The 25,628-nt window shown below is 71.6% G+C and carries 18 protein-coding genes and 3 pseudogenes; 6 read left to right on the top strand and 15 right to left on the bottom strand.

Annotation, left to right across the window (positions count from 1 at the left end; genetic code table 11):
• Positions 1–546 precede the first annotated feature (546 nt).
• The 3 genes and pseudogenes from SSNG_RS44435 to SSNG_RS33505 all read left to right on the top strand — a co-directional run.
• Positions 547–835, top strand: a pseudogene (locus SSNG_RS44435) (hypothetical protein); the annotation flags it as partial.
• Between the two features lie 19 nt (positions 836–854).
• Positions 855–1,463: an MFS transporter gene (locus tag SSNG_RS33510; protein ID WP_007268404.1), complete on the top strand. Its 609-nt coding sequence runs from the start codon at positions 855–857 to the stop codon at positions 1,461–1,463.
• 484 nt (positions 1,464–1,947) lie between these two features.
• A complete protein-coding gene (locus tag SSNG_RS33505) occupies positions 1,948–4,194 on the top strand; it encodes a S8 family serine peptidase (RefSeq protein WP_050779975.1) in 2,247 nt (748 codons plus the stop codon).
• Between the two features lie 351 nt (positions 4,195–4,545).
• On the opposite strand, the gene SSNG_RS33500 is transcribed toward SSNG_RS33505, so the two are convergent.
• From SSNG_RS33500 to SSNG_RS33465, 9 genes and pseudogenes are all read right to left on the bottom strand, one after another.
• Complete coding sequence (locus SSNG_RS33500; protein WP_007268402.1) at positions 4,546–4,779, bottom strand: DUF5133 domain-containing protein; 234 nt, start codon at positions 4,777–4,779, stop codon at positions 4,546–4,548.
• A gap of 366 nt (positions 4,780–5,145) precedes the next feature.
• Positions 5,146–6,030, bottom strand: a complete 885-nt coding sequence (locus SSNG_RS42645; protein WP_007268401.1) for a DDE-type integrase/transposase/recombinase — start codon at positions 6,028–6,030, stop codon at positions 5,146–5,148.
• Positions 6,027–6,335, bottom strand: a complete 309-nt coding sequence (locus SSNG_RS33490) for an IS3 family transposase (protein WP_042804592.1) — start codon at positions 6,333–6,335, stop codon at positions 6,027–6,029. The genes SSNG_RS42645 and SSNG_RS33490 overlap by 4 nt, the downstream gene beginning before the upstream one ends.
• A gap of 584 nt (positions 6,336–6,919) precedes the next feature.
• Positions 6,920–7,522, bottom strand: coding sequence for a hypothetical protein (locus SSNG_RS33485; RefSeq protein ID WP_241695296.1), 603 nt, complete (start codon positions 7,520–7,522; stop codon positions 6,920–6,922).
• A 221-nt stretch (positions 7,523–7,743) separates the two neighbouring features.
• Positions 7,744–8,012 (bottom strand): annotated as a pseudogene (locus SSNG_RS40645) (transposase); the annotation flags it as partial.
• Between the two features lie 91 nt (positions 8,013–8,103).
• Entirely contained in the window at positions 8,104–9,816 is a 1,713-nt protein-coding gene (locus SSNG_RS33480) for an ABC transporter ATP-binding protein (protein ID WP_007268398.1), read from the bottom strand.
• The gene (locus SSNG_RS33475; RefSeq protein WP_007268397.1) at positions 9,813–11,651 is read right to left on the bottom strand and encodes an ABC transporter ATP-binding protein; all 1,839 of its coding nucleotides are present in this window, start codon (positions 11,649–11,651) and stop codon (positions 9,813–9,815) included. Before SSNG_RS33475 ends, SSNG_RS33480 begins: the two co-directional genes overlap by 4 nt.
• 97 nt (positions 11,652–11,748) lie before the next feature.
• Positions 11,749–12,633, bottom strand: coding sequence for a sterol desaturase family protein (locus SSNG_RS33470; RefSeq protein WP_050780071.1), 885 nt, complete (start codon positions 12,631–12,633; stop codon positions 11,749–11,751).
• Between the two features lie 47 nt (positions 12,634–12,680).
• Positions 12,681–13,397, bottom strand: a complete 717-nt coding sequence (locus SSNG_RS33465; protein ID WP_007268395.1) for a helix-turn-helix domain-containing protein — start codon at positions 13,395–13,397, stop codon at positions 12,681–12,683.
• A gap of 606 nt (positions 13,398–14,003) precedes the next feature.
• On the opposite strand from SSNG_RS33465, the pseudogene SSNG_RS44430 reads away from it, so the two are divergent.
• Positions 14,004–14,295 (top strand): annotated as a pseudogene (locus SSNG_RS44430) (AraC family transcriptional regulator); the annotation flags it as partial.
• A 63-nt stretch (positions 14,296–14,358) separates the two neighbouring features.
• On the opposite strand, the gene SSNG_RS33460 reads toward SSNG_RS44430, so the two are convergent.
• Positions 14,359–15,729: an MFS transporter gene (locus tag SSNG_RS33460; protein WP_007268394.1), complete on the bottom strand. Its 1,371-nt coding sequence runs from the start codon at positions 15,727–15,729 to the stop codon at positions 14,359–14,361.
• A gap of 71 nt (positions 15,730–15,800) precedes the next feature.
• Here SSNG_RS33460 and SSNG_RS33455 point away from each other — a divergent pair, with 71 nt between their 5' ends.
• Complete coding sequence (locus tag SSNG_RS33455) at positions 15,801–16,784, top strand: helix-turn-helix domain-containing protein (protein WP_007268393.1); 984 nt, start codon at positions 15,801–15,803, stop codon at positions 16,782–16,784.
• 447 nt (positions 16,785–17,231) lie between these two features.
• Here the strand turns inward: SSNG_RS33455 and SSNG_RS33450 are convergent, their stop codons facing one another.
• The 4 genes from SSNG_RS33450 to SSNG_RS33435 all read right to left on the bottom strand — a co-directional run bounded on the left by SSNG_RS33450 (position 17,232) and on the right by SSNG_RS33435 (position 19,485).
• Positions 17,232–17,456, bottom strand: coding sequence for a hypothetical protein (locus tag SSNG_RS33450; RefSeq protein WP_007268392.1), 225 nt, complete (start codon positions 17,454–17,456; stop codon positions 17,232–17,234).
• A gap of 950 nt (positions 17,457–18,406) precedes the next feature.
• On the bottom strand, positions 18,407–18,682 hold the full coding sequence (locus tag SSNG_RS33445; protein WP_007268391.1) for an isoamylase early set domain-containing protein: 276 nt from the start codon (positions 18,680–18,682) through the stop codon (positions 18,407–18,409).
• 162 nt (positions 18,683–18,844) lie between these two features.
• Positions 18,845–19,204 carry an ATP-binding protein gene (locus SSNG_RS33440; RefSeq protein WP_050779973.1) on the bottom strand — a complete coding sequence of 120 codons (360 nt, stop codon included), beginning with the start codon at positions 19,202–19,204 and terminating at the stop codon, positions 18,845–18,847.
• A 95-nt stretch (positions 19,205–19,299) separates the two neighbouring features.
• Entirely contained in the window at positions 19,300–19,485 is a 186-nt protein-coding gene (locus SSNG_RS33435) for an STAS domain-containing protein (protein WP_128637596.1), read from the bottom strand.
• Between the two features lie 463 nt (positions 19,486–19,948).
• Between SSNG_RS33435 and SSNG_RS33430 the strand changes: the two genes are divergently transcribed.
• Complete coding sequence (locus SSNG_RS33430) at positions 19,949–22,540, top strand: BTAD domain-containing putative transcriptional regulator (RefSeq protein ID WP_165365081.1); 2,592 nt, start codon at positions 19,949–19,951, stop codon at positions 22,538–22,540.
• 279 nt (positions 22,541–22,819) lie between these two features.
• Here SSNG_RS33430 and SSNG_RS33425 read toward each other — a convergent pair whose 3' ends face one another.
• Complete coding sequence (locus SSNG_RS33425; protein WP_128637594.1) at positions 22,820–25,588, bottom strand: BTAD domain-containing putative transcriptional regulator; 2,769 nt, start codon at positions 25,586–25,588, stop codon at positions 22,820–22,822.
• Positions 25,589–25,628 lie beyond the last annotated feature (40 nt).

Here is a 25,628-nt window from a genome sequence, read left to right as displayed (position 1 = left end):
CGCCGTAATGCTGCTCGGTGACGCAGGTGGCGATCGCGCTCGCGGTCGCGCAGCTCTTCGAGCCGTGTGCTCCTCGTGGTCCCAGCCGCCGCCGAATCGCGGTGCACGGCATCCGATCGACAGTGCCGCAACCCGCTGAACACCCCTGGGTTGCAGCCCCCAGACGGCCGGGTCCCGCCCTTCTCGGGGGTAGGCCGACCGGCACGATCAAGGGGTGATGGTGACGCGGTTCTCGTACTCGCGGCGCGACTTGCGCTGAGCTGCGATTGAAGGGGCGCCCGAGGTGCCGCCGGGGGACCGGCAGCGGATGAGGGCTGGTGGTGGACCGCGGGGGTGACGCTGACGCGCAGGGTGCAGCCCTGGCCGCGCCGTAAGGCCGGGCGGGGTGCATGCTTCTTGACGACCTCGAACAGGGTGTCGCCCGTGAACTGGACCTCGCCCGCGGGGAGTCAGTTCTGGGACCAGGCCACGCACCACGACATCGAGCGCTGGATGGATGCCTGCGTGCGGCCTCGGGTTCCTGAGCCCGCTCGGGGTGGCGGAGGGCTGGCGCCGGACGCCGTGCACCGCCCGCCCGTCGACGACCCCGACACCGCCATCCTCTCCTGGGCGGAGCTCCTGCCGGAGGGGAAGGCCACGCCCTCGTGCGTGCCGATCAGCAGCCGGAGCTCGCTGCTCGGACTGGACCGCTGGTGGTCTGGAGCCCGCAATGGGAGGCGGCAGCGGGCCGGGCCTGGCCCACCTGCTGGCCGCCTCGGACGGCCGGCCGGTGACCGTCCCGCACGGCCTGGTCGCCGACGTGTTCCAGCGGGCCCTCGACGCCCTGCTGCCCGCGGCGCACCCGGCGCGGCCGGGTGCCGAGGACGCCCGGCCTGGTACCGGCGGCGTCCGCGAACTTCTTCGCGATGGCCGGGTACGCGGGCTTCCTGTTCGCCTTCTCGCAGCACATGCAGTCAGGGCTCGGCGAGTCCGCAACCCGTACCGGTCTGACGTTCGCGCCGCTCGCCATCGGCGTCGCGACCGGTAGTCTCACCTGGCAGAAAGTGCCCGAGCGGCTCCGCCGGTGGATGATCGCCACCGCGTGCGTCCTCGCCGCCGCCGGCTACGCGGCCATCGGCTTCGGCATGCGCTCGGGCGGCCATGGCGGCACCGCGCTCCCGGCACTGCAGCTCGTCGTCGGCCTCGGGATGGGCTACATCACCAGCCCGCTGCTCACCGTGGCGCTGGCTCAGGTCAAGCCGACCGACGCGGCGGACGCCAGCGGCGTGATGACGACAGCGGCGCAGATCGCGCAGGTCCTCGGCGTCGCGGCGTACGGCAGCGTGCATCTCGGCGCGACCGACGGCCAGGCGCCCGGCTCCTCCGCGCACGCCGTCTTCGTGACCGCGCTGCTCGTCTCGGCCGGGGCCCTGATCAGCGCACTGGCGGCATCGAGACTGCCACGGCACCACCAGCCGGCCTGAGCGGGCAGCCCACGACCACCGACCCCGACCACCGACCCCGGCCACCGGCCACCGCCACCGATCGGATGGCCGCCGCCGGGGCCTCGCCAGGCCCCGGCGGCGGCGCGGTGCTGGGCAAGATCCGAAAGAGACGGCCCGGTTCCCCGCCGTGACCCGACGCGCTCCGCACCCCTCCTCAAGCCTCAAGCCCACTGCCAGGAGCCCCGGCCCGTACGAGCAGCGCCGCCGCCAGCCCGGGGGCGCCCACGTACGGCGAGTTCGCCACGTCCAGCCGGGGGTGCTGAATCGATACCTCCGGCACCCTGCGCTCAAATCCCCGGACGGAGGCGTGTCCCCCCACCCCCTCGTCACTCTCCGCAGTTAGATTGGGCTCGGACGTCCGGTGCCCGGTGCAGCCGCCACGTCCTCCGCGTGGATCCGCGCCAGTTCCCCTTCACCCAGCTTCCTGCTCGGGCGTGCGAACGCGCCCAGGAACGGAACCGCCATGCGGGTCATCGCATACTTCATGCACGAGCACGAGGAACAGGCCGCGCTGGACCTCCTCGTCAACCCCACCGCCACCGACAGCTACGTCATCGGAGACATCGCCGAAAGTGCCATTCCCCAGCTAGAGGGCGCCGGACTCACCGTCGACAGACTGGACGACGTCCGCGGCGAGACGTCGGCCATGGCCCGCGGGCGCGTGACCGGCAGATCCGCCTTCCCCGACGGGAACGGCGACGCGGAGGCCCTGGCCGTCGCACCCGGCGACCGCGCCTCGTGGATCGTCCAGCTCGGCGAACCGCTCGTCGAGCGGTACCGGGACGAGATCGCCTCCACCGGCGTGGAGCTCCAGCGCAGCGTCCCGGTCAACGCCTACGTGGCGGTCGCCACTGAATCCCAGGCGAGCCAACTGGCCGACCTCGACTTCGTGGTCTCCGTCGACCGCTACGGTCCCCAGGTGGCGGCCCCCGTCCGGCTCCGCGCGGGCGAATCGCCGGCCCCGCCCACCGCCGGCGAACCGAGGGCGGCCACCGACGGCCGCATCTGGGACCTGCGCCTGGCAGAGACGCCCGCCGCCCGCGAGTCGGTCATGGCATGGCTCGAGGACCACCAGGACTCCTCCAGCCTGCGTCTGATCGCCTCCGCCTCGCACCGCCTCCGGCTCAAGCTCCCCGAGGGGTCCCCGCTGGAGATGGAGATCCCCCAACTCCCCGACGTGCTCGACATGGTCGAGTACGTCCCGCCGAAGCTGTGCAACGACCTCGCCGTCCGCCTGATGGGCATCGTCTCCGACGGAGCGGGCGGCAGCGGCGTGCCGTTCACCGGCAAGGGGCAGATCGTGGCGGTCGCCGACACCGGACTCGACCAGACGCACCCCGATTTCCAGGGCCGCATCGTCGGCGTCGTCGCGCTCGGCCGCCCCGGCGACAGCGACGATCCGGACGGGCACGGGACCCATGTCGCGGGCTCCGTACTGGGAGACGGCTCCGCCTCCCAGGGCCGGATCCGCGGCGCCGCTCCCGAAGCGAAGCTCTACTTCCAATCGATCATGGACGCGGCGGGAAACCTCGGCGGACTTCCCCTCTCCCTCGCCGACCTCTTCGAGCCCGCCTACCAGGCCGGCGCCCGCATCCACAGCAACAGCTGGGGCGCCGCCACCGAATCCGCGTACACCATCGACTCCGACGACGTCGACTCGTACGTCCACCAGCGGCGCGACATGCTCGTCGTCATCGCCGCCGGCAACGAAGGAACCGCCGGCGTACGCCTGAACTCGCCCAAGGGCTTCGTCGACTGGGCGTCCATCGGCTCTCCCGGTTCCTGCAAGAACGCCCTCACCGTAGGGGCCAGCCGCAGCGACCGTACGAGCGGCGGCTTCTCCCAGGCCACCTACAACAGCTTGTGGCCGGGCGACTACCCCGACCCGCCCATCGGTGCCGAACGCGTCTCCGGTGACCCGGAATCCCTCGCCGCCTTCAGCAGCCGCGGCCCCTGCGACGACTTCCGCATCAAGCCGGAGGTCCTCGCCCCCGGTACCGACATCCTGTCCACCCGGTCCTCCCTCGCCCCCTCGAACCACTTCTGGGGCCCTCCGCACCCCCAGAACCCCCGATACGCCTACATGGGCGGGACCAGCATGGCGACCCCCCTCGTCTCGGGTTGCGCCGCACTCGTACGCCAGTACTACGCCGACCAGCGCAGTGCCGAGCCCAGCGCCGCCCTCGTCAAGGCCACCCTGATCAACGGCGCGCGTACGCTCTCCGGGCCTGATTCATCGGCCAAGGATCCGTACTACCACCAGGGCTTCGGCGCCATCCACATGCCCACAACCCTTCCCCACGACGGGGCGGCGGGCTTCGAGCTGGAGTTCGTCGACACGTGGCAGAAGCCGGCCAAGCAGTTCCGGCGCACAGGGGAGCGCAAGCGCTTCCACGTGACGGCGGGACCGGCCACGCCCTTCCGGCTCTGCCTCGCGTACACGGACCTGCCCGGCCGCGGTCTCCAGAACGACATCAGCGTGATCGTGCAGGCTCCCGACGGCACCAAGCACGTGGGGAACACGGGGCTGCCCAACCGGCTGCTCGGGAGCGACTGCACCAACAACGTCGAGGTCGTCCGCATCGACTCGCCCTCGGCCGGCACGTACCTCGTCCAGGTCTTCGCCCGCAATCTGCTGGCCGGGCCCCAGGACTTCGCGCTCGTCGTCACCGGCGACCTGAGCGGTCCGATCGCGCAACTGGCCAACTGACCCCCGGTCGCACGGCCGCTGCGGGGCCGGACGGACCGGCGTGCACGCGACGGACGCGGCCGTGCCCCGACCCGAAGGAGTCAGGTCGGGGCAGGTCGCCCCGAGCAGCACGTGGGGGAGGTTGAGGCGGGCCGGTCCCTGGACCGGGGTCTCGCGCTCGGTGTTCTGCGGGGTGAGGCTGTTGGTCTGCAACCGAATGACCGGGGCTTTCACAGCGAAACCGTGTTGACGCGCGGCTCGCTCAAAGGGTCGGCCGTCGTTGACGGCCGACCCTTTCGCGTGAGCCGACGACGCTGGACGGCTCCGGACGCGGATCCTTCGCCGGCTCTCCGCGAGAGAGGACCCGCCGGCTCAGGTGGAGGCAAGAGCGGAATCGTCAAGGACGCGAGCTCCCGGAAGGCGATGGCGCGCCGAGAACAACGCCGCGTGCACGTCGGCAGTGCCGGTCGCCACGCACAACGCGCGCTCGGCGTCCTCGAGCTCCTTCCGAACGGGTGACTCGTCATCGGCGGCTGCGTCGAGTACGGCCAGAGCCCAGTAGCGATCGATGAGCCCAGGAAGCACGGCCGGGTGCGCCATCAGCATGGTGGGTTCCTTCCGTCGGTGACGATCAAGTGGCGGTCGCCTACCCCACCCGTCGGCTCCAAATCCCGGCCAGGCGCAACTGATCGCAAAGGGCGATCCAGCGCACACCGGCCGTCTCCGCTGCGCCCGGGAGACGATCGACGCTGCGGCGGCGGCACGGGGGGCCCCGGTCGATCCCGGGGCGGGTTTTCCCACAGGGGCACCCGGCACGACCGTGACGAGCGGCCAGGCCCCGGCCACATGATCGGAGGGACGGTCGGCTACCTCGCCTTGTGCGCCGCGTTCCCCGTCCTGGCCCGTCCGCTCGCGGCCTGCGGCCCGCGGCCCGCGGGCTGCGGGGCTGGGCCATCCGTCCCGCCTCGTCCGCTACGGCGCCACCCCACCACCGGCGGAGTCGGGACTCCACCAGGTCAGCCCCCGGCGGGGAAAGGCGCGGGACTTCCCGGCAGGTACCGGGCGGGCGACAATCGGAACATGGACGGATGGGGAGGAACGGGCCGACCGTTCGCGCCGGGGGTCCGCGCGCGGCTCGGCGACGCCCTCTTCAGCCGTGTCGCCGGTCCGTCCGGCCCGGAGAACCGGGCGCGCATTCACGGCACGCCCGGCCCGAGGTGGTTCGAGCCAGGGGAGCCGATCCGCCGCGTGCACGGCGACGCGTCGATGTTCGTGGGCGGGCTGAGCGCGCTGCTCCTGCAGTCGGTGCAGGATGCAGTCGTCGACATGTTCACGTCGGGCCACGGCGTTGTCCAGGGCGGTCACGGCCAGGCGGGACTTCATCCGCGCGTCGATGGAGTAGCCCACGATTCTGTTGCTGAAGACATCCTTGATCGCGCAGAGATACAGCTTGCCGTCGCCGGTGGCATGTTCGGTGATGTCGGCAAGCCACAGCCGGTTCGGGCCACTCGCGGTGAAGTTGCGGCTCACGAGATCGTCGTGCACCGGCGGGCCGGCCTTCTTGCCCCGGCCGCGCTTTTTGCCGAACACGCTCCACCAGCGGTTGTCCCGGCAGATCCGCCACGCGGTCCGGTCCGCCATCGCGGCCCCGGCATCGCGTGCTTCGTCGGCCAGGAAGCGGTAGCCGAACTCCGGGTCCTCACGGTGGGCACTGAACAGCGCGTTCGCGCGATACGCCTCCTCGGGAACGGCTTCGGGCACCGGCTTGTCGAGCCAGCGGTAGTAGGGCTGTCTGGCGAGCCTGAGCACCCGGCACGTCACCGTGACGGGCACCCCCTCCACGGCCAGCTCTTTCACGAGCGGGTAGATCCTTTTCCCGGCAGATGCGCCTGCGACAGATGGGCCGCGGCCCGGCGCAGGACCTCGTTCTCCTGTTCCAGCAGCTTGATCCGCCGACGTGCTTCCCGTAGGTCCGCGCTCTCCTGGCTGGAGGTTCCGGGCTTGGAACCGTCGTCGATGTCCGCCCGGCGCATCCATTTCCACAACGTCATCGGGTGGACGCCGAAGTCGGTGGCCACCTGCTCGACCGTCACGCCCGGACCACGACTCCTCGCAACCCGCACGACGTCTTGGCGGAACTCTTCCGGATAGGGCTTGGGCACAGCGACATCCTTCCCACCTGCCCCACAGGGCAAGCCAGATCAGATGTCACCCGATCGTGCGGCAGACCCGTTGATGCATCGCCGGCTTGGGGCAGCCCCTCGCCCGGCTCCTGCACGATGCCGTCGACAACATCAACGCGCATGGCTCCTTCGGAGGCGACGGATCGCGCCGCCACTGCCATGGCACCGGGCGGGCGTATCCCGTGCGGGGGGTGCAGGACGAAGAAGCCCGAGCGTCAGGGCAAGCCTTGGGCGACCTCACCCCACCCTCCGCCCGCCTGGAACCACTCCGGCAGTGGCTTGTGAACGGGCGAGCTGGAGTGCGCGGACTGCGGGACGATCGTGCGGTGCTCGAATCCGGAATCGCTGCCGGATCATCACTGCACCGAGCGGCTCCAGGCCCCCCAGAGCATGCTCCCTGGCAGCTGAACCCACGCGGGGCGCCCTGGGGCCCGGCCTGCACGGGGCCGGGCGGCGGTCTCGGCCAGGGGCGGCGGTGCCGCTCTCGATGCCCCCGTGTCGCCGGGCACCGCCCGGGGTGCGGGAACGCCGCCGGGGGTACCCCACCTCGCCGACGCGTGCGGTCAGCGGCAGCGTCGGATGTAGTACTGCCAGGTCAGGGCCGTCAGCAGCGGTCCCCACAGGACGAACAGGCCGCTGGTCACCGCAGCCAGCAACGCCCACCATCCGTTCACGAAGTGCGGTGCGGGCACGCCCGCGAGGCCGAACGTGCCGAGGACCCAGTCGACGAGCAGGACGAGCGCGCCCAGGGACGCCAGCACCGCCGGGACGAGCACCGCGGCGGGATGGATCGGGCGGCCGCCGATCAGCGGTACCCGGTCCGGCACCACCTCGCCCCAGCCACGCACGAGGGCGAAACAGGACAGCGCCGCAAGCTCCGACAGGATGCTGAGCCCGAAAACGTACGGGACGCTGAGCCACAGGGAGTCCGGGAAGGGGCCGTCGTCCCGCAGTCCCATCGGGAAGTGGAAGGCGAAGGCCAGCCGCCACAGGCACACGGGCAGCATCAGCAGCGGGATCGCGTGCGCGGCCCGCTCAGCCCAGCGGGCGACTGGGCGGGCAGTGTTGCCCAGACTTGCTGTGACCTCGGCTCCGGTCCGGCTGTTCGGTTCCGCGCGGGCCTGCGGTTCCTGACTCGTGTTCCCGTGGGCTTTCGTGTCGCTCATGGAACGAGTGTGAGCACCGGTGCGTCCCAGATCGTCAGTCCGGAGGATGCACCGGCTCTCCCCCGTGCGGGGGAGCCCCGTACACCCCGAGGCGTCAGGAGCGGGCCACGGCCCCTCACGACGAAGGGCGATCGAGGTGTGTTCGGTGAGATGAACGTCTTCCCGGACGCCGACAGCGGGACCGCGCTCCCCGGTCCCGGGGGCGAAGAGCGGGCGTTCCCTTGAGACGAGTACGTCTTGTCCGCGATGGCCGCGTCGGGCCTGCGGCAAGGCCGTCCGGCGCCGGACGGGTGCACCCTCAAGGCGTCCATTACGTCGTCGAAGACGGTGGAATCGTTGACGTTGCCGGGCGCGACGATGACGGCCGGGGGCAGCCACGGCCGTCGCAGGCGAGGTGGGCCTTGGTGGTCAGCCCGTCACCGGACCGGCCGAGCACCAGGCTGGTCGTCGTGCGTGCCGGATCGACTGCGTACGGGGCGGTGGCCCGCCTGAGCACGGTCAGCGCCTTCCAGCCCGGGGACGGCCGACGGACCTGCTCCGGCAGGGCCGTCGGCACGGTCCGACCGCTGTGGTCCGGCTCGTCACGCGCCGCCCGGCGTCAGGGAGACGTCCCAGAAGGCGGCGTAGCGGCCGCCGAGGCGCAGCAGTTCGTCGTGGCTGCCTTCCTCCACGATCCGGCCGCCGTCCAGGAAGACGACGCGATCGGCGCGTCGGACGGTGCGCATCCGGTGCGCGACCATCACCACCGTGCGGCCGGCCATCAGGCGTTCGATGCCTTCGTGGACGGCTGCCTCGTTCACCGGGTCCAGTGCCGAGGTCACCTCGTCCAGCAGCACCACGGGCGCGTCCTTCAGCAGTGCCCGCGCGATCGACACGCGCTGGCGTTCACCACCCGAGAGCAGCGCCCCGCCCTCGCCGACACGCGTGGACCATCCACCGGGCAGACGCTCGATCACCTCGTCCAACCGGGCCGCCGTCGCCGCCGCCCGGACCTCGGCCTCGTCGGCGTCGGGGCGGCCCAGACGCACGTTCTCCTCGATCGTGCCGTCGAAGAGGTAGACGTCCTGGAAGACGATGGCGAACCGCTCCATCAACACCCGCGGGTCGACGGCACGCACATCCACACCGCCCACACGCACGGCGCCCGCGTCCACGTCATGGAACCGCGCGAGCAACTGCAGGAACGTGCTCTTGCCGGAACCCGAGGGCCCGACCACGGCCAGCCGCTGTCCCTGCGGCAAGGACAACGACAGGCCGTCGATCACCGTGCGCTCGCCGCGCCGGAAGGAGACGGACTCGAACTCCACGTCATGCCGTACCGGCTGGACCGGTTCGGGAGCTTCCGGTAGCGGCTCGGTAAGCAACACCGCCTCGAGTCGGGCCAGTTCGTAACGCGCGCCGCGGATCTGGCCTCCGATGTCCGACAGGGACAGCAACGGATCCGCGCAGCGGGCGGCCAGCACCAGGATCGACAGGACCTCCGCCGCACCGATGTCCCCGCCGAGCGCGAGATAGGCGCCCAGGGCCAGCACGACGGTGAACGTCATCTGCACCACGAGCGTCAACCCCACCACGCCGGGCAGCGCCGACAGCGCGGAGCGCCTGGACGCGCGCTCGACGTCCCGCAGCGAGTCGTCGAGCAGCCTGAAGCGTTCCACGGTCCGGCCTCCGGCGCGCAGCACCGGCTGCGCCTGGAGGTACTCGATGACCCGTCCGGTTGCCTCGTGGTCGCGTTGGTGCCGCTCGGCGTCGGCGGCGGCCGTCGAGCGGCCGGTCCGGGCCTGGATCACCGCCACGATCGGTACGGCGGCTGCCGCGGCCACACCGATCTGCCAGTTGAAGGCCAGCATCACGGCGACGATCGTCAGGGGGGTCACGCAGGCGGAGATGAACGGGCCCAGCAGGTGTGCGATCACGCTCATCGCCTGGAGGACGCCGCGGCCGGCCAGCACGGACAGCTCTCCGACGCGGCCCGCGTCGTACCAGCCGAGGGGCAGCCGCGCCAGGTGATCGCCGAGACGGTGGTACGTGCCGCGCAACAGCGTGGTCCCGGCGTGGAAACCGGACCGGTCGCCGGCGTAACGCAGAACCGCGTAGCCCGCGACCGCGGCCCCGAACGCGATCAGCCAGAGGCGGGCGTCTTCGGGCGTACTGCCGAAAAGGGCTCGCAGCACGGGAACCAGCAGGGCGTAGGACAGGCCCTCGACCACCGCGGTCGTGGTCATCAGGGCCACGGTGCGACGCACCGGCCGGGCGTATTCGCGGCCCAGCACGCGCAGCAGCATGCGGATCATCGGAGCTCGTCTCCTTGCGGTACGTCAGCCAGGGTCGTGGCCCGGTCGTCTTCCGTCGTACGCCGGGATTGCCAGAACGTGGCGAACTTCCCCGGCCGTGCCAGCAGTTCGGCGGGTATGCCCTGTTCGACGATCAGTCCTCCGTCCAGCATCACGACGGTGTCGGCGTCGGCGATCGTCTCCAGGCGGTGGGCGATGACCAGGACGGTCCGGTCACCCTCCAGCGTGGCCAGTGCGCGGCGCACCGCCTGCTCGGTCTGCGGGTCCGCGAAGGCGGTCGCCTCGTCGAGCACGAGGACGGGCGCGTCGGCGAGAAGTGCGCGGGCGAGCGCGATCCGCTGCGCCTCCCCACCCGACAGGCCGGCGTCCTCACCGATCACCGACCGGTATCCGCGGGGCAGTTCCAGGATGCGATCGTGGATGTTCGCCAGCCGGGCGGCGCGCACCACGTCGTCGAGGTCGGCGTGCGGTACCGCCAGCGCGATGTTGTCCGCGACCGACGCACGCAGCAGGCGGACGTCCTGGAAGACGAAGGAGACCATCCGGTAGAGCTCCCGGCTGCCGAGCTCGCGCAGGTCCACACCGCCCAGGGTCACCGAACCGTGGGTCGGGTCGAAGTACCGCGGCAACAGCTGGACAAGGGTGGACTTACCGCTTCCCGACGGCCCCACGATCGCGGTGGTCGTTCCCGGTTCGAGCACCAGGTCGACCCCGCGCAGAACCTCGTGATCGGCTTCGTAGCCGAATCGGACGCCACGCAGTTCCACCCGGTTACCCCGCGGTACCGCCGGGTGCGCGGGCTCCGGCAGCGGCCGCACCGCGAGTACCTCCCGGATCCGGCCGACGGCGCGGCGGGCGGCCTGCACGTCGTCGAACCCGTGGCCGAGGGCCGCCACCGGAGCGGTCAGGCCCAGCCCGAGGAGCAGGAAGGGCAGCAGGTCGGCCGGAGTCATGCCACCGGTGGTGATCAGAGTCGTACCGCCGATGAGGACGACCAACAGTACGAACGGCGGCGACAGCACCACCTGCATCCCCGCGGCGACGCCGGCGAGCCCGCGCACCATCCCGAAGAAGCTGCCGACGAAATCGTCCACCGCCGTGAGGAACCTGCGGTGGGCGCGCCCCGACGCTCCGAACGCTTTGACCACCGCGATGCCCTGGACGAACTCGACGACGGAACTCGAGATCCGTCCCATGGCCGCGTCGAACTCCTCCTGCTCGCGCAGCCGGGCCGGGGTCATCATCAAGGGGACCAGCGCCACTGCCAGCACGACCGGTATCAGCGTGATCAGTGTGAGCCGCCAGTCGACGGTGAACAGGTAGACCAGCGACGCCAGAGGAACCACGAAGGCGGAAACCAGCTCGCCGGGGGTGTGGGCGATGAACGGGTGCACCGCGCTGACGTCGTCCCCCACCACCTTCGCCAGCTCACCGGTCCGGCGCCGGGAGAACCAGCCGATCGGTACCCGTCCGAGCCGCGCGGCCAGTCGCCGGCGGAGCGTCAGTTGCACGCGGCCGTCCAAGACGTGCCCGAGCCCTGAGGAAGCGGCCGTGAACAGGAGCCGGAGGCACAGGCCCGCGGCGCCCTCGATCACGATGATCCGTACATGGCCGGCATCGGCCGGGCCGGGCGCCAACAGGGTGCGCCCCAGCTCGACGACTGCCAGCAGCGGCATCAGACCGGCGAGGGCGCCTATGACCTGCAGCGTCACCACGGCGGCGAAACCCGGGTAATAGGGGCGCAGCAGCGCCGCCGTGCTCTCCTTCGCTGCGGAGTCGGCACCGGGTGGTGGTGCGGACCGCTCCCTGGTCTGGCGGGGGCCGGTGGTGGTCATGGTTCTCCTGTCTTCGTCGATCCCGTGAAGACCGGGCTCGGATGCGGACCGGCCGGTCATGGGGTGCGTGGGGGGTGGCAGTGGCCACATGCCGTGATCAAGGACCGGGCCGAAACGGTTCGGCCAGCTGGGCGAGGTAGGAGGCCGGGTAGTCGGGTTTGGCGGCCATGCCCAGGTCTTCGGAGGTGAACCGCCGGTCCGGGTCGTAGGTGTAGGTGCGCATGGCGTGGTCCCAGAGGAGGGTGAACAGGCCGAAGTTGACGTCTCCGATACCGGCCCATTTCAGGTGGTGGAACCGGTGGCCCTGGTTGAGGGCGAGGACCTTGGTGAGCGGGCCGGTGCGGTAATCGGCGTTGGAGTGCTGGAGCAGTAGTTGGACGGCGACGGCGAAGGCCAGGACGGAGGCGACGTCGAGGGGCATGCCGAGCAGCAGCAGCGGGGTGACGCCCCCGAGGGTTTCGAGGCTCTGGTGGAGGGGGTGCTTCATCAGACCGTTGAAGCCGTAGAAGCGCGTCAGGCTGTGGTGGACGGCGTGCAGCCGCCACAGCCAGCCGACGTGGTGGCTGGCGCGGTGTACGAGGGTGATGCCGAGGTCGGCGACGGCGACGGCGAGCAGCGCCTGGCACCACAGCGGCCAGCTGTCCGGCCATGCCCCCGGGGCCGGCGCGAGCGCGGCTGCCATGGGCACGACGGCGAGCCCGGCAAGGGTGAACACCTCGTTCACGAAGGCGTGGACGGTGTCGCGGCGGCCGTCCCCGCGCGGGGCGTTCCACGCGGGCAGGTACGGCAGCACGCGTTCGGCGGCGAACGAGCAGCCCACCGCGAACGCCAGCACCAACAGCAGCCACGGCTTCGGGGCGCCCGCGCCGACCAGCCAGATGGCGGCACCGTTGACGCCGAGCAGCATGAAGGGCACGTACGCGTACCGGACCAGGAATCGAGCGAGGGCGACAGCGGGCGCCGCGGCGGTCGTTGTAGGCATACCGGCAGCCTCGCGGCTGCGGTGTCCGGCGGGCTTGAACGGATCCGCTACCGGTCCCGCCGCGTACCCGGGCCGGCCGCCGGCGTCCACTGGGCGGCGGCCAGGGCCTGGGAGGGTGTGATGCCGAACATGGCCTTGCACACGCGGGTCAGGTGGGCGCTGTCCGAGAACCCGGCGGCGTGCGCGGCTTCGGTGGCGTTCGCCCCATCACGCACCGAGACGATCGCGGCGTGCAGCCGCGCCCACCGCACCGCCGCCGGGAACGACCAGCCCAACTGTTCGGCGAACAGGTGTCCCAGCCGGCTCGCGGACACCCCGGCCTGGGCGGCGACCTCGCCCACCCGCACCGGTCCGTCCGCCACCGCGGCCGGCAGCGCCGCCAGCGCCGCCGCGAGGGCCGGATGCCGGGGCTGCCCGGGAGCGGCGGCGCCTAGCCGGTCCAGCGCCCGCAGCACGCCCGCCGCGGACACGGCGACGGGCGGCGGGTCGGCCTCGGCGAACACGGACGCCGCGGCGGCCCAGCAGGCCACCCCGCCACGGGCCGCTGTGTTGTGCAGCGCGCGTCCGGCGGTGGTGTCCGCGTCGAGGTAGACCATCACCCCCGTCGGCGCCGGCCCCGGGGCCGGACGCACGCGATGCCTGTGCCCGGCGGGAATGACGGCCGCTCGCACGGGCAGTTCGTCCCGCCCGTCGCTCAGCAGCACCCTGCCGGACCCGCACGCCAGCAGCACTTGCACGGCGGCGTGCGCGTGCTCCCGGGCCATGCCGATTACTCCGGCCACGACCAGGCGGCCCGGCGCCGCATCGACCTCGACCCGCCAAGCGTCGGCCCCACCCCCGGACGACGACGCGGACCCCACGGTGCCCGTGCTCAAGGCTGCCGCGCCGACGTGGAAACCGGCGGTACCGCCCGGCCGGCCGTGACGGGCTTCGGCGCGGTCGCCGAAACCCCGCCCGACCGCAGGACCCCGGCGGGTACCCGTCGGCCACCACCTGCGGCGGCGCGCGTACGGCGGGCCACGGGCGGACGGAGCGACCGCGGGACGCCGTCGCTCCCGCCGAACCGCGCGCGCCGAACGGGGCCCGACGCGTCGGGCCGATGCGGACGGCCGAGGTCCTTGGCCAAGCCCACGTGCGTGATCCCTCCACCTGCCCTCGACCGCCCGTAACCGGCCCACCTGGCGAGCCTTGCCGGACAGCGGGGGCCGCCGGCTCGCGAGAGCCGACGACGGTCACGTACGGACCGGCTCCCCATGAACACCGGGAGTATACGGAGGGAGAGAGCGGCTGGCGGCGGCGTGCAGCTCACGGCGTCGACCCCCATGAGCCGGCTCCTGGCCCAGGTATCGAGCAGGCCGCATGCCCCAATCGGATCCGACGCGACCGTCCCCGCGCTCCTCGACACCCTGCTGCTCTACCTGCTGCGCACCTGGTGGCTGACCGAGCGCGCCGACCGCTCCACCGGCTGCCGCAGCCCTCGCCGACCCGGCCGTCGCCGCCGCCCTGCGCGCCCTCCACGGCGACCCGGCCCGGCCCTGGACGGGCCGAGGAACCCGGCGCCCTCGGCGCCCTCGGCGGCCTCTGCCGCGCCGCCTTCGCCCGCCGCTTCACCACCCTCGTGAGCCGCGGCCGCTCGCGTACCTCACCTGGTGGCGCATCACCCGGGATGCGTTCAGGCGGGAATACGGGATCACCCCCGGCCAGTACGGGAGCGCCGCGCAGCCGTCAGCGACGGCGCGGAAGGCGCAGAGAGGCCAGCGCGGTCAAGGTCAGCAGGACCGCGCTGATCAGGAGCGATGCACGCAGGGCGTGCTCCACGCCGGCGGCCGCGAAGGAGCCGAAGACCGCGACGGCCAGTGCCCCCGCCGTCTGCCGGATCGCGTTCAGCAGGCCGGCCGCCGTGCCCGCGCGCTCGGCCGGAACGGCCTCCAGCATCGCCGCGATCAGCGGTGGCAGCGCGAAGCCGCAGCCCAGCGCCATCGGCACCAGCAGCAGCGCCTGCGCCGCCCTCGGGGTGCCCGCGTCCACCGTGAGCAGCCCCAACAGCCCGGCCACCGCCACGACCTGGCCGACCACGATCGGCAGCCGGGCCCCGTGCCGGGCCGCCACCTTCGCCGACAGCACGTTCACGCCCGCGAGCAGCCCCGTCATCGGCAGGAACATCAGACCCGCGCCGAGCGCGGACAGGCCGAGCACCTGCTGGAAGAACAGGCTGAAGACGAACACCATGCCGTAGAAGGCGACGGTGTTGGCCGCGCCCGCGCTCACCGCGACCGCGACCGTCGTGCTGCGGAACAGCCCCAGCGGCACCATCGGATGCTTCCGCCGCGACTCGATCACGAGGAAGGCCGCGAAGGAGACCACCGCGAGACCGAGCGCCACCCACGCCTCAAAACCGCCCTCGATCGCCGCGAAGGTCAGCGCCGCGAGCGCCACCACGGCTGTCAGCTGCCCCGGCAGGTCGAGCGGGGCCGGGCGGCGCGCCGAACATGCCACCCGCATCAGCAGGGTGAGGGCGACGAGGCCCAGCGGCAGGTTGAGGAAGAAGATCCCGCGCCAGCTCCACGCCGTGGTCAGCGCCCCGCCGGCGACCGGGCCCAGGGCGACCGCGACCGTACCGCCTGCCGCCCACAGCGACACCGCCCGGGCCCGCCGCGCCGGGTCGCCGTACGCCTCCCGTACGAGCGCGAGGGAGGCCGGCAGCATCACGGCGGCCGCCGCGCCCTGCACCGTACGGGCCGCGAGCAGCGCCGGCAGGCCGGGTGCCAGACCGCAGGCGGCCGAGGCGAGCGTGAAGACGACGACCCCGGCGGCGTACGCGCGGCTCGCGCCGATCCGGTCGGCGAGCGCCCCACTCGACAGCAGCAGCGCGGCGAAGACCAGCGTGTAGGAGTCCACCACCCACTGCAGGCCCCTCATCCCGGCCCTCAGCTCCGCCCCGACGGCGGGCAGGGCCACGTTCACGACCGAGGTGTCGAGCGTGATGAGGGCGAAGCCGAGCATCGCGGCGGCGAGGGCGGGCCTCGCGCCGGGGTGCGGGGCGCGGAGGGCGGCGGAGGAACCAACCGGGGCTGCGACAAGATCTGTTGTGCTCATGCACCTCAGCTTCGTGATCGCCGGACGCCTAGAGTAGTGGCCTGAATGCCATGTGACCGGAGGTTCTGGCCATGTCCTGTGTCCGTCGTGTCGCCGTCATCGCCGCGCCGCCCGCCTCGATGTTCAACCTCGCCATCCCCCAGATGCTGTTCGCCAAGGTCGAGATCGACGGCGGCCCCGGCTACGAGACGGTCATCTGCACGCCCGACCCCGGGCCCGTGGCCACCAGCGGCGGACTCGACCTGCACGTTCCGCTCGGCCTCGACGCCGTGGACCGCGCCGACACCGTGATCCTGGCCGGCAGCGGCCGGTACGACGCTCCCGACCCGCGCGTCGTCGACGTGGTGCGCCGGGCGGCCGCCGACGGCAAGCGGATCGCGTCCATCTGCACCGGCGCCTTCGTGCTCGCCGCCGCCGGCCTCCTCGACGGCCGCTCCGCCACCACCTACTGGGCCTACAGTGACCTCCTCGCCGAGCGGCACCCCACCATCGACCTCCAGGGCGACGTGCTCTTCGTCCAGGACGGGCCGCTGCTCACCTCCTCCGGATACGCCGCCGGGATCGACCTGTGCCTGCACATCATCCGCACCGACCACGGCGCCGCCGTGGCCAACACCGTGGCCCGGCTCGCCCTCGTCGCGCCCGTACGCCCCGGCGGCCAGACCCAGTTCACGCTGACCCCGCTGCCCGCCGAGCGGGGCGTCTCCTTCGCCGCCACGCGCGCGTGGGCCATGGAACACCTCGACGAGCCCCTCACCCTCACCGACCTGGCCCGGCACGCCGGCGTCTCGGTGCGCACGGTCTCCCGCCGCTTCCACGCCGAGACCGGCGTCAGCCCGCTCCAGTGGCTGCTGCACCAGCGCGTCGAGCGGGCGAAGGAACTCCTGGAGACCACGTCACTGCCCATGGACCAGGTGGCCAGGGCGTCCGGTCTCGGCACCGCGGACTCGCTCCGCCAGCACCTGCTGCGCAGGACCGGCCTCACCCCGAGCGCCTACCGGGCATCCTTCAGCCGCCTCGGCGCAACCGCGTCCGTCGCCTCCGCGTCGTCCTGAGGGTTCATGATCCCGTCCCCTGTTCGCATCTGGTGACGGACCACTGACCTCGACGCCGTCACCGAACTCCACGTCGAAGCCCGCGCCACCTACCACCGCGGCCGCCTCCCGGCTCGCGACACTGGTCGTCCCTCCGCTGGGGGCGGCGCCGGCGTTCATGGCCCGATGGGGGAAGACCGGCAAAGTCCTGACGGTGGTCCTGGCGTCGGTCTGCTTCGTGGTCCTGGTCGCTTGGTGCGGGCGGCGCGAGAGGCCATGGTGAGGCGGTCGGCGCGGCACTGGGCTGCACGCGCCAGTCCGCGCACGAGCGCTTCGCCCACCACATGGCGGACTGAACCGAGAGGCCGCCCTTGCCCGGCCGGGGCTGCGGACGACGAGCCGGATGCGCGCCTGCGGGTGGGACTGGTTCGGGCCCCGGCCAGGCGCCGGCGGCTGCAAGCCCGTGGATCAGATGTCGGCGCTCCAGACGTCCGGGCCGCCGCCTTCCCAGCGGATAGGACCGTCCTCGGAAAGGTCCACATCCTCCAGCCCGGCACGGCGCAGGAACTCGGCCACGTCGCCCGGCGTGTACGCGCGGCCGAGGTCGGCGTCCACACCCAGCACGTGCACGGTCACCTTCCGCCCACCCCTCGGCGACACGGGATGGATCACAATCTCCGTCTGATCAGGCATGCCACCAGCCTGCGCCCGGACGGATCGCCGGGCACCCTCTGGCCGCCGGACGACGCAACACCACGGACGAGGGGCGGCCGGTGTACCGGGGCAGACCAGAGTCCGGTCCGTCGGCAGTGGCAAGCGGTAGCCGGGTACGCGCTGCGGGGCCCGGCCGGGGGCTTCTGGGGGCGGCCGGGCCCGGCGTGCGCGAACCCTCTCATCGCCCTGCGACCGAGCATGGCAAAGCCCGTTCCGCCTGGTGCGGAGGGCCGGCTGGGCGAGGCGCTGTAGCCGGACCCCATACGCGCTCCGTAGAGGCGCTGCGCCCGGCCGGTCGGGGGTGGCACGCCGTCGTCCTTCGACCTCGGCGGTGGCGGGCCCTGGGAGCGCAGCCGACGCGTCGCACCCAACGAATCAGGGCAGGGTGTGCGGTACGCCGTCCGACGTCCTCCGCCGCACCGCACCGCGCCGCGGCAGCGAGGCTGGCCCTGGGCATGGCGCACCGGCGGAGGAGGACGGCGGGATGGTGCTGCGGCCGCCGGTGGAGATGGTCGGCGTAGGCGGGCGCCTGTGCCCTACCGGGGCCGGGGCCGGGGCCGGGAGCGGGGGCGGGGAGGGCGAGGTGGAGGGGTTCGCGCATGCCGGTGAAGTGCAGGGCCAGGCCGTGGGAGGCGGGCTCGACGGCCACGAGCCGGTCGGCCCGGATTCGCGTCTGCCCGACGCGCAGCCACACTGCGGACCGTCCACCCAACTCCGTCACCCCTTCGCGCCGGCCGGCCACCGTCAGCCCCAGAGTGGCAGGATGGGAGAGCGCCGACGTGGTGTTTGCACCGATGGGCACAGTCCGGGCCCGAGGCCCGATACGGGCCGGCCCGCTCCTGTCGGGGCTGCGGTGACGCGAAGGCGGTCCCTGGACGGGGGTTAACTGCGGCCGGGGGGCCGACTCGGCCGTACGTGCCGGGCAGGGTCTATGTGTGGAGGCGGCTGTTGGGGCCGTCCTGGTCGTCGACGGTGTCGTCGTTGAACCAGTAGTCCCCGGCCGCCAGGTACCGGAAGGCGTAGGTGTTCTCACCGGGCAGCTTGACGGTCACGGCGTGTTTGCCGTCTTTGCGGGGTGTGAGGGTGTGGGTGCCGGGCTGCCAGTCGTTGAAGTCGCCGACCACGCTGACGGGGCCGGGCGGGGTGTCGGCGGGCAGGATGAAGGTGACCTCGGTGTGGCTTTTGCGCAGGGTGCGTTCCGGCATGGGCGTGCTCCAGAGGGCTGGCCGGGACGGGGTACCGGGCCATCGTGGGCCGCCTGTGGCCGCGCCGTGCGCCGACGCCCCCGGACGGTAGACCGGCGTCACCCTCCCACCGCAGCCGGCGCGGCCCTGTGTCACGGCAGAGCTGCTTCCGGCGGTGTTCGTTCAGGGGGCGGATGGGCGCCCGGCGCCTGTGGGGAGGGCGGCGATGATGATTTTGCCGCCGCGGTGGAAGCGCACGAAGGTGGTGGGGGCGAGAGTTTTGACCACGCGCCAGCCGAAGCCCCCGGGCGTGTGCGGGGAGGGCGGCCGCAGGTGGGGCTGGAGCGTGGAGCGGTCGGACACCTCGACGATAACCTGCCCGGCCCCGACCGCGACACGGAAACCCGTAAGGCCGCCTGCGTGCCGCAGCGCGTTGGAGACGAGCTCGCTCACCACCGTCAGCACATCGTCGACCAGCACCGCGGGAACGTCGTGTTCGGCCAGGACAGCGCGGGTGGCCTCCCGCGCCCGCGCACAGCTCATCTCGGCCGGGAGACCCGTCCTGCCCGGTCGAGGCCTCATGGAAGGCGACTGCCCCGGCCCCGGCGGAAGATTCCGGCTGTCCCCCATATTGCGGCTCAGGCGATCTGGCCGGGGCAGTCGCGGATCTCGAACAGGGCGAGCGCCCCGGTGAGCTCCATGACCCGGTGCAGCTGGTGGGGGAGGGGGCCCTGAAGGACCAGAGGGCGGGTGTTGCGGAGGTGGACCAGGAGGTTGAGGAAGCTGGAATCGGCGAACGACACCTGCGCCAGGTCCACTACCAGAAGGCCGTCCGGGCCGGCCTCGGTGCAGGCTTTCTTCCTGTACGGGGCGGAGCCGGACGAACCGCACCGCGGGCCGCAGCCGGGCCACCACTACGTGGAACTGGTGGGCGGCCGCGGCACTAGCATGACGGTAACAGCGACGTGGGAAACGAGGTCTGGACCTACGTCTGGGGCAATTCGGGGGTTGTTGTCAGCGATGGTAAAGTTTGGCCTGCTCGGTAATCTGACCCTCTGTCTGAATGGGCAGCAAAGACAGATACCAGGGTCGAAAGCTGGCGTGCTACTGGCCTCCCTGCTATTGCGTCCCAACCTGCCCCTGTCGGTGGACCACCTCATGACCGCCGTGTGGGGTGACCATCCGCCGCGTACCGCGCTCGCCTCGCTGCACAACCACTTCGCGAGGCTGCGATCGGCACTGGGGCCCGAGCGGGACCGCCTCCGCGCTACGCGAGGCTCATACGTTTTGGAGATCGAGGCCGGCGAACTCGACGCAGAGGTTTTCGGTACACGGCTGAAGCGAGCCCAGGAAGCCCACTGGAAAGGCGATTGGGAAACGCTCGGTGAGGAGAGCACCTCAGCGCTGGCCCTGTGGCGCGGCCGGCCCCTGCCCGAGTTTCCCTCGCTCCACGGCACTCCAGAGATCGACCATCTCGTCGAACTGCATTTGCAGGCGGTCGAGCTGCGGTTCGAGTCCCACCTCCGCACCCGCCGTAACCACACGATCACCGCCGAACTGGCCCGCTACGCGGCTGAGCACCCCTTGCGGGAGCCGTTCCACCGTCAGCTGATGGCCGCCCTGCACCAAGCCGACCGCACCGCCGACGCGATCACCGCCTACCACAGCCTGCGGCGCAATCTCGCCGACGAACTCGGCATCGATCCCGCGCCGAGCACCCAGCAGCTCCTCAGCGAGCTGCTCAGCCCGGGCACGTCCTCGGCAGGCCTGGCACCGGTGGCCACGACGTCGAGGGAGCCGCTCCACCCGGCCATCGATAACGATGTGACGACGCCAGGGTCCGGGCCCGCGGGCCGCGCGCCGTTCCAGATCCCGCGCGACACAGCTGATTTCACCGGCAGGACAGTGGAGCTCACTGCCCTGCGGGAGCGACTGCTGACGGCCGCCGCCGAGGGCCTGCCCCCCGTGGTGGTCATCACGGGTATGGGTGGTGTCGGCAAGACCACGCTCGCCCTGCGCGCTGCCCACAGCACACGCGCCGCCTTTCCCGATGGTCAGCTCTACGCCGACCTGCGGGGCTTCGGATCGGGTACTCCGCGCACCGCGCATGACCTCCTCGCCCGCTTCCTCGCCGACCTCGGTGTCTCCGCCGGCGCGTTGCCCGAGGACACCGATGACCGCGCGGCGCTCTACCGGGCTGCCCTCGCCGAGCGGCGCGTTCTGGTGCTCCTCGACAACGTCCGTGACGCCGAACAGGTGGCTCCGCTCCTCATGGGCAGCGGGGCCGGCGCGGTCGTCGTCACCAGCCGGCACGCGCTCGCCGGGCTCGCGGGGGCCACCTACATCACTCTCCAGCCGTTGGGTGCTGCGGAGCAGCAGCAGCTCCTGGCCGCCATCTGCGGCCCGGGCCGGCTCTCTGCCGAGGAGTCCGCCACCGAGCGAATCCTCACGGCTTGTGCGGGACTGCCACTCGCCCTTCGTATCGTCGGTGCCCGCCTCGCCCACCACGGGAGGAACGTCGGCGCCATCGCCGACCGCCTGCAAGAAGTGGGACACCGGCTCGCAACGCTCACTCTCGACCACCTGGACGTCAGGGAGGTCTTCCTGATGAGCTATCAGGCACTGGGCGGCAGCCATCGGCAGGCGGAGCGCGACGCGGCTGCGGCCTTTCGCCGTCTGGGCCTGTGGCCCTCACACCCGTTCTCCGTCGAGGCCGCCTCCGCATTGCTGGACCAGCCGGTGGAGCAGGTCCTCGACCTGCTCGACATCTTGGCTGGTGCCCACCTTCTGCAGAACCCCACACCCGGGAGATACCGCTTTCACGATCTGCTCGCGGAGTTCGCCGCCGAGCGCGCCGAACAGGAGGAAAGCCCGCAGGAGAGGGAAGCCGCTCTCCTGCGGATGGTGACGTGGTACCGCGCCGCGACCCGGCAGGCAGACCTGGCCACCAAAGCCAGAGTGGCCGCCGATGAGGCGCCGGCCACTCGTGCCCCGTTGCCCCAGTTCCCGGACGAAGACGCTGCGCTGTTGTGGATCACCGCTGAAATGCCTGCCATCCAGCACGCCGTCCGCACCGCCTCCGCCAGTGAGCAGCCGGAGTTGAGCTGGGGCCTCGCCGATTCCCTGTGGGGTTGGACCCATGCCTACTGGTGGGCCGGCGCAGAGTGGGAACAGCCGGTCAGCGACGCCCTCGCCACCGCCGTGCGCGTCGGTAGCCTGCGGGGGCAGGCTCAGATGCAGCGTTTTCTCGGCACGGCGTACGGAGCCGCCCACCGCAATGAGGCCAGCCTCCTACATCTTGCCGCAGCAACCGCCCTGTACAGGCAGCTGGGCGATACCGAGCAGCAGTCCCAGTCGTTGTCGAACTACGCGCAGGCGTGTGCTCAGGCCGGCCGTATGGACGAGGGGCTGGACGCGGTCCGGCAGGCCATCGCGCTGCGTGAGGACTCCAGCAGTCCGCCGCCTCGTTTCATCCACAGCCTGGGAAGGCTGCTGCTCAACACAGGTGACGCGGCGGGTGCCGAACGTGCCTTCCGTCAGTGCCTGGAGGTCTGGCGTAGCGAGGGCCAGCTCCTCTTCGTGGCTACGGACCTCGTCAACCTCGGCGATTCCCTGCGCGCTCTTGGCCGCCGCGACGAGGCATTCGCCTGCATCGAGGAGTCCCTCGCGCTGTCGCGGGAGCTCGACCGGGACTTCTCCATCGCTGACGCCCTGGAGGCACTTGCTCGTGCCCATCTCCACTTCGGCGACCCCGGCCAGGCCCGAAGCTGTTGGGAGGAGGCCCTGGCCATCGCCGAGGAGCGTCAACTACACCGGGTGATACGCGACTGCGTCGTGGGACTCGGCTCCTTGACAGAGCCGTCGGGGGACGCCGGCTGAGCGTGGACTGACAGGTCGTGGTCAGGCTCAGCGGCATGGATCCCGGTTCGACTGCGGGTGGTTGTGTGTCACGCGCCACGTGGCGCTCATGGTGCGCAGGACGGGCCGGCGCTTCGCCACTCCCAGGGGTGGTGGAGGAAGGAGGTGACCAGAACCTCTTGTCCATCACCAGCCGGAAAAGCGGTTTGCCTTCGGAAGCAGGGTGTGTTGAAGCGTACGCGCCACCTGACCAGGGTGTTCACCGAGGCTTGAGGGGCTCAGCGGCCCATGCCGGCCCCGTCAGCTCACCAGTCGGCGGAGTTCTGGCAGGACCGGGGCGTCAGTGCCTTCCAGGGTGCGCAGTGCGCTGCGCCAGTGCCGATCGGCTGCCCTCACCTCTCCCGCATCACGGAGGATGTGCCCGTACTCGTGCTCGGCCAGCCCGGTGGCGTACGTGTCGCTGCGTTGTCGGGTGAGCTCCAGGAGGGCTTCACATGTGCGCTGTGCCGCCTCCAGGCGGCCGAGCAGCCGCAGCACCCGGGCCTTGCCCAGGTGGATCTCCCGCTCGGCGTTCCAGTGAGTCGCACCCGTGGCGGTGGCGGCGAGGCCCGCGGCGAAGCGTGACAGTGCGGCTTCGGGTTCGCCGAGTGTCAGGTGGGCGTTGCCCATGTTGCACAGCGCCACCAGGCGGAGCGCGTGCGCGCCGATCCGCGTCGCGATGTCCAGGCTCTGGAGGTGGTAGGAGATCGCGAGGCGCGCATCGATCGGTTCGACCACGGAGCCCTGGTGGCCCAGGAGTATCGCCTCATGGAAGTCGGAGACGGGGTCGGGGCGGAGTGAGAGGCATTGTGCCAGGGTCTGCTGAGCTTCGGCGGACCGTCCCAGGCTGCTCAGGAGTGCCGCCTTGTTGCCGAGTGTGAGCATCTGGTCAATGGGGTCCAGGGCTGTTCCCATGGCGCTGGATTCCTCTAGCAGGAGCAGTGCCTCGTTGAGGTGCCCGTCGGAGTACTGCGCGATGGCCAGGCTGCCGAGGGCAGTGGATTCGGCCTCCACGTTGCCGCTGTCCCGGGCCAGGCGGATCGCGTGGTGGGTCAGACGCCTCCTCGCCTGCGTCAGTCCGCGGTCGTGCAGGTAGGGGGAGAGTATTTCGATGAGTTCGATGGTGTGTTGGCGGCCCATCCTGCCGCCGTCTTGCTGCCCGGCCAGGAAGATCAGGTTCTCCGCTTCCTGGTCCGCCCACGAGAGGGCTTCTGCCGAATCGCGGAAGGACGGGCCGTCCGGGGAGACCGGGGCCGCATCCGCACGGGAGCGACGTGCCGACGGCTTTCCGGGGCGCAGGGCTTCGGCACATGCCGCCGCCGAGCGGACGTACCACTTCAGTGCACGCTCGTCCAGTTGGCTGTGGTGCGACCGGGCAGGATGGCAGGCGGCCAACTCCCTTGCGAAGTCCCGCACGAGATCGTGCGGTGCGTATCTGCCGGCCGGTAGCTCGTCCAGGAGCGCAACCTCGGCAAGACGCTCAAGGGCCAGATCGGCGCGGACCTCCGACACGTCCATGAGGTGTGCCGGCAAGCGGGCGGAGTACTCGGGCAGGTCGAGGGAACCGAGACGGGTGAGTGCGGCTGCCGCGTCGAGGTCGCGTTGCTCACCCGATGAGGTGAGGTCCTCGTGTGCAACGGCGAGCGACCTGCGGACACTGAGGTCATCCAGTTCGAGGTGGTCGAGTCGGCCTTCCAGCGCAGTGAGCCTTTCGGAGAGCGCCTCCAGGGTCAGGCTTTCGCGACTCGCCAGCCGGGCGGCCGTGATCGGGAGCGCAAGCGGGATTCCCCCGCACAGGGCGACGAGCCGGTCCACCGAAGCCGAGTCGTCCACCGTCAGCGAGCGACCCGACGCCTTGCCCAGAAGCAGGCTGCTCGTCGCCGGCGGAAGAGGCCCCAGTCGGATGTGCTTGCCGGAATCCAGGGTCGCGAGCGGAAGCCGGCTCGTGACCAGGACGGCACATCCGGGTCCAGCCGGCAGAGAAGGCCTGATCTGACTCACCGAGGAAACGTCGTCAAGCACGAGGAGGACGCGCTTGTCGGCCAGAGTGGACCTCAGCAGCGCCGATGCCCGGGCGCTGCTCGCCGGAATCAGCCGCGGGTCCACGCCCATGCCGTGCAGGAGCATCGCGACGGCCTGGCAGGACTCCAGCGGCGAAACTCCGGGAGTGGCCGCATGCAGGTTCAGGAACAGCTGTCCGTCCGGAAAGGCGTCGTGCAGCCCTCGGGCGACGTGGAGGGCCAGGCCGGTCTTTCCCACGCCCGCCATCCCGCTGATCACGGCGACGGCCGGGTGGGTACGAGGGCCGAGCAGCACGGAGCGGATCGCCTCAATGTCCTCGGCGCGGCCGACGAAGTGCATCGGCGCGGCCGGGAGTTGGGCAGGCCGGCCGACGGTGGGGGGCGCGGCCTTCTCCTCCGAGGGAGAGTGGCTCTTCCCCGACAGGATGAGCTGATGCGCCTTCTGGACCGCTTGTCCCGGCTCCACGCCCAGTTCGTCGACGAGCATGCTCCGCAGGTTCTGGTACTGGGAGAGCGCCTCTGCCTGCCGGCCCGTACGGTCGAACACGAGCATCAGCTGTCGGTGGAAGGACTCGCGCAGCGGATGCTCCGCGACCAAGAGCGCGAGCTCGGCGGACAGACCGTCGAGTTGCCCGAGGCGAAGGAGGGCCTCGAACCGGCACTCCAAGGTGTGCAGCCTCCGCTCCTTGAGATAGGCGACCCTGGGGTGCTCAGCCACCGACGTTACCTCGGCCAGGGGCGCACCCCGCCACAGGCTCAGTGCGGCCTCGGCTTCCCGCTCTGCTTCATGCCACTTCTCCAGGCGCAGCGCTTCCTGGGCTCGGTCACCATGCCGCGTGAAGGCATCGCAGTCGACTTCCCCTTCGGCGACCTGTAGTTGGAATCCCCGGCCAACCGTGCGGAGGCGGGCTCCGCCCTCCGGCCCCAGGTCTCTGCGGAGTCGCGCGACGTGGTTGTGCAGGGAGGCGGTCGCGGAAGCCGGCTGGTCATCTCCCCACAGCGCGGTCATCACCGTCCCGAACGCAACGGTGCGGTTCGCCTAGAGGAGA

The organism is Streptomyces sp. C, from assembly GCF_000158895.1.
Taxonomy (GTDB): Bacteria; Actinomycetota; Actinomycetes; order Streptomycetales; family Streptomycetaceae; genus Streptomyces; species Streptomyces racemochromogenes.
This window is presented reverse-complemented; position numbering and strand designations above follow the sequence as displayed.